The 11524-nt window shown below is 76.5% G+C and carries 10 protein-coding genes; 9 read left to right on the forward strand and 1 reads right to left on the reverse strand.

What is annotated here, in order from left to right; translation table 11 throughout:
* Positions 1–6: 6 nt before the first annotated feature.
* The 5 genes from gmk to O7599_RS34100 all read left to right on the forward strand — a co-directional run bounded on the left by gmk (position 7) and on the right by O7599_RS34100 (position 5925).
* Positions 7–600 (forward strand): guanylate kinase, encoded by a 594-nt coding sequence (gene gmk / locus O7599_RS34080; RefSeq protein WP_281619454.1) that lies wholly within the window; start codon positions 7–9, stop codon positions 598–600.
* A 31-nt stretch (positions 601–631) separates the two neighbouring features.
* Complete coding sequence (gene rpoZ, locus O7599_RS34085; protein ID WP_018836705.1) at positions 632–904, forward strand: DNA-directed RNA polymerase subunit omega; 273 nt, start codon at positions 632–634, stop codon at positions 902–904.
* Between the two features lie 89 nt (positions 905–993).
* Positions 994–2241 carry a bifunctional phosphopantothenoylcysteine decarboxylase/phosphopantothenate--cysteine ligase CoaBC gene (gene coaBC / locus O7599_RS34090; RefSeq protein ID WP_281619455.1) on the forward strand — a complete coding sequence of 416 codons (1248 nt, stop codon included), beginning with the start codon at positions 994–996 and terminating at the stop codon, positions 2239–2241.
* Positions 2242–2459: 218 nt separating this feature from the next.
* The gene (gene metK, locus O7599_RS34095; protein WP_281619456.1) at positions 2460–3671 is read left to right on the forward strand and encodes a methionine adenosyltransferase; all 1212 of its coding nucleotides are present in this window, start codon (positions 2460–2462) and stop codon (positions 3669–3671) included.
* A gap of 118 nt (positions 3672–3789) precedes the next feature.
* The gene (locus O7599_RS34100) at positions 3790–5925 is read left to right on the forward strand and encodes a primosomal protein N' (protein ID WP_281619457.1); all 2136 of its coding nucleotides are present in this window, start codon (positions 3790–3792) and stop codon (positions 5923–5925) included.
* A 311-nt stretch (positions 5926–6236) separates the two neighbouring features.
* On the opposite strand, the gene O7599_RS34105 is transcribed toward O7599_RS34100, so the two are convergent.
* Complete coding sequence (locus tag O7599_RS34105; protein ID WP_281619458.1) at positions 6237–6749, reverse strand: hypothetical protein; 513 nt, start codon at positions 6747–6749, stop codon at positions 6237–6239.
* A 324-nt stretch (positions 6750–7073) separates the two neighbouring features.
* Between O7599_RS34105 and fmt the strand changes: the two genes are divergently transcribed.
* The 4 genes from fmt (at position 7074) to O7599_RS34125 (ending at position 11461) form a co-directional block, all read left to right on the forward strand.
* A complete protein-coding gene (fmt, locus tag O7599_RS34110) occupies positions 7074–8027 on the forward strand; it encodes a methionyl-tRNA formyltransferase (RefSeq protein ID WP_281619459.1) in 954 nt (317 codons plus the stop codon).
* Positions 8028–8068: 41 nt separating this feature from the next.
* Positions 8069–9487 carry a transcription antitermination factor NusB gene (locus O7599_RS34115; protein ID WP_281619460.1) on the forward strand — a complete coding sequence of 473 codons (1419 nt, stop codon included), beginning with the start codon at positions 8069–8071 and terminating at the stop codon, positions 9485–9487.
* Between the two features lie 129 nt (positions 9488–9616).
* Positions 9617–10306: a ribulose-phosphate 3-epimerase gene (rpe, locus tag O7599_RS34120; RefSeq protein ID WP_281619461.1), complete on the forward strand. Its 690-nt coding sequence runs from the start codon at positions 9617–9619 to the stop codon at positions 10304–10306.
* A 165-nt stretch (positions 10307–10471) separates the two neighbouring features.
* Positions 10472–11461: a sugar-binding domain-containing protein gene (locus O7599_RS34125; protein WP_281623633.1), complete on the forward strand. Its 990-nt coding sequence runs from the start codon at positions 10472–10474 to the stop codon at positions 11459–11461.
* The last annotated feature ends 63 nt before the right edge of the window (positions 11462–11524 follow it).

Below are 11524 nucleotides of genomic sequence, written 5' to 3' on the forward strand. Positions count from 1 at the left end.
CGCTGCATGAGTACAGCCTTCTCCCGGGGGGCGGCCCCCGTCCCGCCGGCAGATCGTCCGCGGCTGACCGTGCTCTCCGGCCCCTCCGGGGTCGGCAAGAGCACGGTCGTCGCGCATCTGCGCAAGGTCCATCCCGAGGTGTGGCTCTCGGTCTCCGCGACGACCCGCAGGCCGCGCCCCGGCGAGCGGCACGGCGTCCAGTACTTCTTCGTCAGCGACGACGAGTTCGACAAGCTCGTCGCCAACGGCGAGCTGCTGGAGTGGGCGGAGTTCTCCGGCAACCGGTACGGCACCCCGCGCGGGCCCGTGCTGGAGCGTCTGGACGCCGGCGAGCCCGTGCTGCTGGAGATCGACCTGCAGGGGGCGCGGCTGGTCCGGGAGAGCATGCCGGACGCGCTGCTGGTCTTCCTCGCCCCGCCGAGCTGGGAGGAGCTGGTGCGCCGGCTGACCGGACGCGGCACGGAGGCCCCCGAGGTCATCGAGCGCCGGCTGGCCGCGGCGCGTACGGAGCTGGCGGCCGAGGAGGAGTTCGACGCGACCCTGGTCAACACCTCCGTCGAGGACGTCTCCGCCGAGCTGCTAGCCTTGATGCAGGTTTGATTCGTGAAGTTTCACTGGAAGGCTGGATAGGTTGTCCTCTCCCATCACCGCGCCCGAGGGCATCATCAACCCGCCGATCGACGAGCTGCTTGAGGCGACCGACTCCAAGTACAGCCTCGTGATCTACGCGGCGAAGCGCGCGCGGCAGATCAACGCGTACTACTCCCAGCTCGGCGAGGGCCTGCTGGAGTACGTCGGCCCGCTGGTGGACACCCACGTGCACGAGAAGCCGCTGTCCATCGCGCTCCGCGAGATCAACGCGGGTCTGCTGACCTCCGAGGCCACCGAAGGCCCCGCGCAGTAGGCATCCCTCATCCACCGGGCCCGGCAGCGCGGCTGCCGGGCCCGTGGTGTGTCATGGGGGTGGAGACGGCGAGCGGTGGGGAGCGGGACATGGCGCAGACGGCGCGCGAAACGGCAGCGGCATCGGCAGCGGCACCGGCCGAGGTGGTGCTGGGCGTCAGCGGCGGGATCGCCGCGTACAAGGCGTGCGAGCTGCTGCGGCTGCTCACCGAGTCGGGTCACGCGGTACGGGCCGTGCCCACGGCCGCCGCGCTGCACTTCGTCGGCGAGGCCACCTGGGCCGCGCTCTCCGGCCGCCCCGCCGCCACCGAGACCTGGGCGGACGTGCACGAGGTCCCGCACGTGGGGATCGGCCGCCGGGCCGACCTCGTGGTCGTCGCCCCCGCCACCGCCGACCTGCTGGCCAAGGCCGCCCACGGCCTGGCGGACGACCTGCTGACCAACACCCTGCTCACCGCCTCCTGCCCGGTCGTCTTCGCGCCGGCCATGCACACCGAGATGTGGGAGCACCCCGCCACCCGGGCCAACGTCGCCACGCTGCGCGCCCGCGGCGCCGTCGTCATCGAGCCCGCCGTCGGCCGGCTCACCGGCGCCGACACCGGCAAGGGGCGGCTGCCGGAGCCGGCGGAGATCTTCGAGGTCTGCCGCCGCGCGCTCGCCCGCGGCGCCGGGGGCCTGGCCCCCGACCTCGCCGGCCGGCACGTCGTCGTCAGCGCCGGCGGCACCCGCGAGCCGCTCGACCCCGTGCGCTTCCTGGGCAACCGCTCGTCGGGCCGGCAGGGCTACGCCCTGGCCCGTACCGCCGTGGCCCGCGGCGCGCGGGTCACGCTGCTGGCCGCGAACACCGCGCTGCCCGACCCCGCGGGCGCCGACGTCGTCCGCGTCGGCACCGCCGTGGAGCTGCAGGAGGCCGTGGTGAAGGCCGCGGCCGACGCCGACGCCGTCGTCATGGCCGCCGCCGTCGCCGACTTCCGGCCCGTGACGTACGCCACGGGCAAGATCAAGAAGAAGGACGACCGCGAGCCGGACCCGATCGCCCTCACCCGCAATCCCGACATCCTCGCCGGGATCTCCGCCGCCCGCCCGCGCGCCGGGCAGGTCGTCGTCGGCTTCGCCGCCGAGACCGACGACGTGCTCGCCAACGGCCGTGCCAAGCTCGCCCGCAAGGGCTGCGACCTGCTCGTCGTCAACGAGGTGGGCGAGAGCAAGGCGTTCGGCTCCGACGGCAACGAGGCCGTGGTGCTCACCGCCGACGGGCGCGAGGTGGCCGTGCCGTTCGGGCCGAAGGAGGCGCTGGCCGACGTGGTGTGGGACCTCGTAGCGCAAGCGCTCGCCTGAGTCAGCCGGGCCGACACTCCGGACAGTTTATTGCTGCTTTCCCGGGGCGCTCCTGCGGGAACCTGCGGTTCCCCAGGTCAACGCGGCATCCAGGGACCGAGACGGGTTGTCCCCGGGACGAGACTGCCGGATAAAATGGCCCCGGGCCCGTCCCGGAAGCGTCCGGACCCGGGTCCGCAACCGATCAGCCAGCAGCCGCTGCAACCGTGGGGAGCGATGTGTCCCGCCGTCTTTTCACCTCGGAGTCCGTTACCGAGGGCCACCCCGACAAGATCGCTGACCAGATCAGCGACGCCATCCTCGACGCCCTGCTCACGGACGACCCGCACTCCCGCGTCGCGGTCGAGACGCTGATCACCACCGGCCAGGTGCACGTGGCCGGCGAGGTGACCACCTCCGCCTACGCCGACATCGCCTCCCTCGTGCGGAACAAGATCCTGGAGATCGGGTACGACTCGTCGAAGAAGGGCTTCGACGGCGCCTCCTGCGGCGTCTCCGTCTCCATCGGCGCCCAGTCGCCGGACATCGCCCAGGGCGTGGACACCGCGTACGAGAGCCGCGTCGAGGGGGCGGGCGGCGACGACCTCGACCTGCAGGGCGCCGGCGACCAGGGCCTGATGTTCGGCTACGCCTGCGACGAGACGCCCGAGCTGATGCCGCTGCCGATCCACCTCGCGCACCGGCTGTCCGCCCGGCTCAGCGAGGTCCGCAAGAACGGGACCATCCCCTACCTCCGCCCCGACGGCAAGACCCAGGTCACCATCGAGTACAACGGCGACAAGGCGGCCCGGCTCGACACCGTCGTCGTCTCCTCGCAGCACGCCTCGGACATCGACCTCGACTCGCTGCTGACGCCCGACATCCGCGAGTTCGTCGTCGAGCCGGAGCTGAAGGCCCTCCTCGACGACGGCATCAAGCTGGACACCGAGGGCTACCGCCTGCTGGTCAACCCCACCGGCCGGTTCGAGATCGGCGGGCCCATGGGCGACGCAGGACTGACCGGCCGCAAGATCATCATCGACACCTACGGCGGCATGGCCCGGCACGGCGGCGGCGCCTTCTCCGGCAAGGACCCCTCCAAGGTCGACCGCTCCGCCGCCTACGCCATGCGCTGGGTCGCCAAGAACGTCGTGGCCGCCGGCCTCGCCTCGCGCTGCGAGGTGCAGGTGGCGTACGCGATCGGCAAGGCCGAGCCGGTCGGGCTCTTCGTCGAGACGTTCGGCACCGCCACGGTCGACGTCGAGAAGATCGAGAACGCCATCGGCGAGGTCTTCGACCTCCGCCCGGCGGCGCTCATCCGCGACCTGGACCTGCTGCGCCCGATCTACTCCCAGACCGCCGCGTACGGCCACTTCGGCCGCCCGCTGGCCGACTTCACCTGGGAGCGCACCGACCGCGTCGACGCGCTGCGCAAGGCCGCCGGCATCTGAGGCGGCCCCCCGCTCCTCGCGGCTCCTCGCGCGTCGGGCCCCGGACTCCGGTCCGGGGCCCCGTGCCGTCCGGCGGGCTGTCGGCCGGGGTGTCCGCCCTGTCTGGTAGGACGGAGGGGTGAGCAGCGACGACGGCCGGGAGGCGGCACCCGAGGGGGCGGAGCAGCTCGCCCTGATCCGGGAGACCGTGCGCAGGGCCAAGGGCCCCCGCGCCCGCCCGCGCACCTGGCGCGGCGCCGCGCTCGCCGAGGAGCTGCCCGTCGCCCGCGTCCTCGTCGACAAGGGGCTGCTCCACCTCGACCGCCTCTTCGACTACGCCGTGCCCGCCGCCATGGACGCCGAGGCGCGCCCCGGGGTGCGCGTGCGCGTCCGCTTCGGCGCCGGCGAGCGCGAGGGGCGCCGGGAGGGCGGCGGGCTGATCAACGGGTACGTGGTCGAGCGCCGCGCCGACAGCGACTTCCCCGGCACCCTCGCGCCGATCGCCCAGGTCCTCTCGCCCGAGCCCGTCCTCGGCCCGCAGCTCCTGGACCTGTGCCAGGCCGTCGCCGACCGGTACGCGGGCGCCCTCGCCGACGTCGTCCAGCTCGCGCTGCCGCCGCGGATGGCCCGCGCCGAGAAGAAGCCCTCGCCCGACCCCCTGCCGCCGCCCCCGGCCCCCGGTCCCGGAAGCTGGGCGCGCTACCCCGACGGGCCCGGGCTGCTCACCGCGCTGGCCGACGGCGGCGCCCCGCGGGCGGTGTGGACGGCGCTGCCCGGACCCGACTGGCCCGACGAACTGGCCCGCGCGCTGGCCGCCGCCCTGGCCGCCGGCCGCGGCGCGCTGGCCGTGCTGCCGGACGGCCGCGCCGCCGCCCGCGTGGACGAGGCGCTGACCGCCCTCGTCGGCCGCGGCCGGCACGTGCTGCTCACCGCCGACGCCGGGCCCGAGGCCCGCTACCGCCGCTGGCTCGCCGTCAGCCGCGGCGCCGTCCGGGGCGTCGTCGGTACCCGGGCCGCCGCCTTCGCGCCCGTACGGGACCTCGGGCTGGCCGCCATCTGGGACGACGCCGACACCTCCCACGCCGACGACCGCGCCCCGCAGCCGCACGCCCGCGAGATCCTGGCCCTGCGCGCCGCCCGCGAGCACACCGCGCTCCTCGTCGGCGGCCACACCTGCAGCGCCGAGGCCGCCCGCTACGTGGAGAGCGGCTGGGCCCAGCCCGTCGCCGCCCCCCGCGAGACGGTACGGGCCGCCGCCCCCCTCGTCCGTACGGTGGGCGACAGCGAACAGGCCCGCGACGCGGCGGCCCGCGCCGCCCGGCTGCCGACGCTCGCGTGGCAGGTAGCGCGCGAGGGGCTGCGCGCCGGGCCGGTCCTGGTGCAGGTGCCGCGCCGCGGCTACGCGCCCCGGCTGGCCTGCGCCCGCTGCCGCGCGCCCGCGCGCTGCGTGCGCTGCGCCGGGCCGCTGGTCGGCGAGGGCCGCCGGGAGGCGCTGGTGTGCGGCTGGTGCGCGACGCGGGAGCACGCCTGGCGCTGCCCCGAGTGCGGCGGTACGCGGCTGCGCGCCCAGGTCGTCGGCGCCCGGCGGACGGCGGAGGAGCTGGGCCGGGCGTTCCCGTCGGTGCCGGTGCGCACGTCCGGCCGCGACCACGTGCTCGCGCGGGTGCCGGACGCCCCGGCGCTGGTCGTCAGCACGCCGGGCGCCGAGCCCGTCGCGGAGGGCGGGTACGCCGCTGCGCTGCTGCTCGACGGCTGGGCGCTGCTGAACCGCCCGGACCTGCGGGCCGGCGAGGAGGCGCTGCGCCGCTGGCTGACCGCCGCGGCGCTGGTCCGCGGCTCCGCGGCCGGCGGGGTGGCGGCGGTCGTGGCGGACCCCGCGCAGCGGCCGGTGCAGGCCCTGGTGCGCTGGGACCCGGCGGGCTTCGCCCGCACGGAGCTGGCGGAGCGCACGGAGCTGGGCTTCCCGCCGGTCTCGCGGATGGCGGCGGTGTGGGGGCCTTCGGAAGCGGTCACGGCGTTCGTCGGCGACGCGGAGCTGCCGCCGTCGACGGAGGTGCTGGGCCCGGTGCCGGTGCCGGAGGCGCCGCCGGGCACGCGGGGGCCGGCGGGCGGGGGCCCGGCGCCGGGGGAGTCGTGGGAGCGGATTCTGCTGCGCGTCCCGCCGGGCCACGGAGCCGCCCTGGCGGCGGCCCTCAAGGCGGCGCAGGCGGCCCGCATGACCCGCCGCACGGGCCCGGCCCTGCGGATCCGGATCGACCCCCCGGACATCGGCTGACGGCGCCCTCGCCGGGCGGGCCATACCGGAACGGGAGCCCCGTCCGGGGAGGCGGCAGGCCGACCGGGGCGGCGCGCCGGTGGCCGGCGCTCGTGCCAAACGTGCCGTGAGCGCGGGACCTGGCGGTGGCCGCCGGGCGTGCGAGCCGTCGTACGGGCCTGCGGGCTCGGCCGCCCGTCGGGCCCCGTGCCCGGGCGAGTCGCGTGCCGCTGCCGTGCCGCCTGATGCCGTCCCCGGGCCTGCGCGCGCCTCGGGGCGGGATTCGCGCCGCCGGCGCCCGGCGCCACGCCGCCCCCCCGCGGGCCGTCCGCTCAGGACTGCGTGGCCGCCACCGCGTCCGTCGGCTGGACCGGCGGGCTCGTGCCCGGGGCCGGGCGGGCCGCGGGCACGACCGGGAGCGTGCCCGTCGGCAGCCGGGGCTCGCCAGCCGGCGCCCCGGCGGTCTCCGGGGCGCCGGGGTCGCGGCCGGGCTGCTGCGCACGGCGCGTGCCGTAGCGGCGGTGCACCGCCTGCTTGGTGACGCCCAGCGCCGAGCCCACCGCGTCCCAGGAGAAGCCGAGCGAGCGGTCGAAGTCGACGGCCGCGGTCACCAGCGTCTCGACGCTGTCCCGCAGCTCCTGGGCGAGCCGCACCGTGGGCGCCGGGGCCCGCCCGTACACGACGAAGCCCGCGGACGGGCCCGTCCGCCGGGGGCGGTAGACGTTGCCAAGCTGGGCGGTGAGGGTGCGCAGCGCGTCGACCTGCCTGCGCACCCTTTCGATGTCCCGCACCAGGAGCTGCAGGCTCGCCCGCGCCTGGGCGTCGTGGCTTGCGTGGTCGGCCATGGAGAAGCCTCTCGAACCGGCGTCGTTCGGATCGGGCCGCGGAGCGGCCCGTTTCGGTCACTTTTCACTTTCCTGCCTGAGCAACGCGACACTTACTCGGCGGTCACGGGTCGGGGGCGCGCGCTCCGTGCCCGGGAGCGTGCGGCCGACCGCACGCCCCTGGCGTATCCGGACCTCGACATTCCGTCCGCGCCCGCCCCCGCGCCGGCCTGCGCCGCGTCCTAGAATTGGGCCCCCCACCCCGTCGCAGCAGTCGCCGCGGTCGCCGCACCCTCGCGCGACCGCCCCGCACCGCCGTCGCCGCCGAGAGGACCCGCACCGCCCATGAGGCTCGTTTTCGCCGGTACGCCGGAAGTCGCCGTCCCCACCTTCGACGCCCTGCTCGCGTCGGACCGGCACGAGGTCGTCGCCGTCGTCACCCGGCCCGACGCACCCGCGGGGCGGGGCCGCCGGCTCGTGGCGAGCCCGGTCGCGCAGCGGGCCGAGGAGGCCGGCGTCGAGGTGCTGAAGCCGGGGCGGCCCAAGGACCCGGAGTTCCTGGACCGGCTGCGCGCCATCGGCCCCGACTGCTGCCCGGTCGTCGCGTACGGCGCCCTGCTGCCCAGGCCCGCGCTCGACATCCCCGCCCACGGCTGGGTCAACCTGCACTTCTCGCTGCTGCCCGCCTGGCGCGGCGCCGCCCCCGTGCAGCACGCGATCCTCGCCGGCGACGAGGTGACCGGCGCGACCACGTTCCGGATCGAGGAAGGGCTCGACTCGGGCCCGGTGTTCGGGGTCGTCACCGAGCGGGTGCGGCCCACCGACACCAGCGGCGACCTGCTGACCCGGCTGGCGACGGCCGGCGCCGGGCTGCTCACCGCCACGATGGACGGGATCGCGGACGGCAGCCTCGAAGCCGTACCGCAGCCCGCGGAGGGGGTGACGTCCGCGCCGAAGATCGAGGTCGCCGACGCGCGGCTGGACTTCACCGCGCCCGCCCTGCGCGTCGACCGCGTCGTGCGCGGCTGCGCGCCGGCCCCCGGCGCCTGGACGACGTTCCGCGGCGAGCGGCTGAAGGTCCGCTCGGCCGCCCCGAGCCCCGAGCGCACCGATCTCGCGCCCGGCGAGCTGGCCGTGGCGAAGTCCGCGGTGCACGTCGGCACCGGTTCGTACGCCGTGGAGCTGCAGTGGGTGCAGGCCCAGGGCAAGCGGCCGATGGTGGCGGCGGACTGGGCGCGCGGCGTGCGCATCACGGGCGGCGAACGCCTCGGCGACAGCCCGGAGCCGGCCGGGGCGTAGGCTTCCGGTGTACGCACCGTCAGCCCCGGAGCACATGTCACGTGAGCGACCAGCCGCGCCGTCGCCGGCCCGCCAAGCCCTACCGCAGGCCGCAGAAGGACCCCGTGCGGATCCTCGCCTACGACGCGCTCCGTGCGGTCGACGAACGCGACGCCTACGCCAACCTCGTGCTGCCGCCCATGCTCCGGCAGGCCCGCGGGCGCGACGGCTTCGACGCCCGGGACGCGGCGCTCGCCACCGAGCTGGTCTACGGCACGCTGCGCCGCCAGGGCACGTACGACCGGATCATCGCCGAGTGCGTCGACCGCCCCCTGCGCGAGGTCGACCCCGAGGTGCTGGACGTCCTCAGCCTCGGCGCCCACCAGCTCCTCGGCACCCGCATCCCGTCGCACGCCGCGGTCTCGGCGTCGGTGGAGCTGGCGCGCGTCGTCCTGGGCGACGGCCGGGCGCGGTTCGTCAACGCCGTGCTGCGCCGGATCGCCGCCCGCGACCTCGACGCCTGGCTGGCCGAGGTGGCGCCCCCGTACGACGAGGACCCCGAGGAACACCTGGCCGTCGTCCACTCCCACCCCCGCTGGATCGTCTCCGCGCTCTGGGACGCGCTCGGCGGCGGCCGGGCCGGGATGGAGGAACTGCTCGCCGCCGACAACGAGCGGCCCGAGGTCACGCTCGTCGCCCGCCCCGGCCGGGCCGCCCCGGCGGAGCTGACCGGCCCGGACACGCTGCCGGGGCGCTGGTCCCCGTACGCGGTGCGGCTGGCCGAGGGCGGCGACCCGGGCGCGCTGGACGCGGTGCGGGACGGGCGGGCCGGCGTGCAGGACGAGGGCAGCCAGCTCGTCGCGATGGCGCTGGCCAACGCGCCACTGGAGGGCCCCGACACCCGCTGGCTCGACGGCTGCGCAGGACCCGGCGGCAAGGCCGCGCTGCTGGCGGCGCTGGCCGCGGAGCGCGGCGCGGCGCTGGTGGCGGCCGAGAAGCAGCCGCACCGGGCGAAGCTGGTGGCCCGCGCGCTCGCCGGCAACCCGGGCCCGTACCAGGTCGTCGTCGCCGACGGCACCCGTCCGGCCTGGCGTCCCGGCGGCTTCGACCGCGTCCTCGTCGACGTCCCCTGTACGGGCCTGGGCGCTCTGCGCCGCCGCCCCGAGGCCCGCTGGCGCCGCCGCCCCGAGGACCTGGAGGGCTTCGCGCCGCTGCAGCGGGCGCTGCTGGAGGACGCGCTGCGGGCGGTGCGCGGCGGAGGGGTCGTCGGCTACGTCACCTGCTCCCCGCACCCCGCCGAGACCCGGGCGGTCGTCGACGACGCGCTGAAGGCGGCCGGCGCCCCCGCCGCCGAGCTGGTCGACGCCCGGCCGCTGCTGCCCGGCGTACCGGACCTCGGGGACGGACCCGACGTCCAGCTCTGGCCGCACCGCCACGGCACCGACGCGATGTACCTCGCGCTGCTGCGCCGCACCGGCTGAGCCCGCGCCCGCGGCCCCGGACGGGGGGCCGGCGCCGAACCCGACATTCCGGCCCACGCGTGGTGAACAGGGGGTGGCAGCACGGGTACCGCGGCCCCCGCCCCGGCGCGGGCATGGCAGGCTGGGGGCATGGCAGTCCAGATCAACCCCAGCATTCTCTCCGCCGACTTCGCGCGGCTCGCCGAGGAGGCGGACGCCGTCTCGGGCGCCGACTGGCTCCACGTCGACGTCATGGACAACCACTTCGTACCCAACCTGACGCTCGGCGTCCCGGTCGTCGAGTCGCTGCGCCGGGCCACCGACATCCCCCTGGACTGCCACCTGATGATCGAGGAGCCGGACCGCTGGGCCCCCGCGTTCGTGGACGCGGGTGCCGGCTCCGTGACCTTCCACGCCGAGGCCGCAGCCGCGCCGGTGCGCCTGGCGCGCGAGCTGCGCGCGCAGGGGGCGCGCGCAGCGATGGCGCTCAAGCCCGCCACCCCCGTCGAGCCGTACGAGGACCTGCTGCCCGAGCTGGACATGCTGCTGGTCATGACGGTCGAGCCGGGCTTCGGCGGCCAGGCGTTCCTGGACATCATGCTGCCCAAGGTGCGCCGCACCCGGGAGCTGATCGCCAAGCACGGCCTGGAGCTGTGGCTGCAGGTCGACGGCGGGGTCTCCGCGGAGACCATCGAGCGGTGCGCCGAGGCGGGCGCGGACGTGTTCGTCGCCGGTTCCGCGGTGTACGGGGCCGAGGACCCGGCCGCCGCGGTGCGGGCGCTGCGCGCCCGGGCGACGGCCGCCGCCGAGGGGGCGGCCTGGGCGGCCGGCTGCCACTAGCCGCCCGCGAGCACCACCGGCACACCCCCGCGGCCGTCGGACCCTTCGGAGCCTCAGCCCCGGCGCCCGGATCGTGAAAGTATGGACCACGTAGCAGCGCCTTCAACAGCGCCGCTGGGGAGAGCAAAGGAGATCTCGGTGTCGACGGGCCGGACGGCTGCGCGGATGGGACCCGCGGAGCTGGTGCAGGCGGCGGCGATGGCCCGCCGCTTCTACCTCGAGGGCAAGTCCAAGATCCAGATCGCCGACGAGTTCGGTGTCAGCCGCTTCAAGGTCGCCCGGGTGCTGGAGACCGCGCTCGACCGGGACCTCGTACGGATCGAGATCCGCGTCCCCGCCGAACTCGACGCCGAGCGCTCCGACGCCCTGCGCGCCCGCTTCGGCCTGCGTCACGCCGTCGTCGTGGAGGCGCCGGCCGACGCCGTGCCCGACACCCGCGACCCGGAGAACCTCGGCAGCGTCGCCGCCGACCTGCTCGCCGAGCTGGTCACCGAGGGTGACGTGCTCGGGCTGGCCTGGGGCCGGTCCACGATCAACATGGCGCAGGCGCTGCACCGGCTGCCCCCGTGCACCGTCGTCCAGCTCACCGGCGTCTACGACGCGGGCACCGCCGAGCGCGGCTCCGTGGAGGCGGTGCGCCGCGCCGCCGAGGTCGCCGGCGGCGAGGCACACCCCATCTACGCGCCGATGCTGCTGCCCGACGCCGCCACCGCCACCGCGCTGCGCAGCCAGACCGGGGTGGCCCGCGCCTTCGAGTACTTCGACAAGGTGACCGTCGCCGCCGTCTCCATCGGCTCCTGGGAGGAGGGCATCTCCGCGGTCCACGACATGCTCTCCGAGGAGGAGCGCGCGCACTACGCCTCGCTGGGCGCCGCCGCCGAGATGTCCGCGCACCTCTTCGACGCCGAGGGCCGGCGCATCGGCCGCGACCTGGGGGAGCGGTGCATCACCGTCGAGGCCGACCGGCTGCGCCGGATCCCCGAGGTGGTCGCCATCGCCGGCGGCGCCCGCAAACGCGAGGCCATCGTGGCGGTGCTGCGCTCGGGCCTGGTCACCAGCCTGGTCACGGACACCGTCGCCGCGGACTACCTGCTGGACGAGGCGGCACCGGGCCCCCGCCCGGCCCTGGACCGCGCCGACCCCGACGACCTGTAGCACCCGCGACCCCGCCGCGCCCGGCCCGTACCGCGGACGGCCCCGTCCCGTACGCACCGGGCC

The organism is Streptomyces sp. WMMC500, assembly GCF_027497195.1.
In the GTDB taxonomy this organism is placed as follows: Bacteria; Actinomycetota; Actinomycetes; order Streptomycetales; family Streptomycetaceae; genus Streptomyces.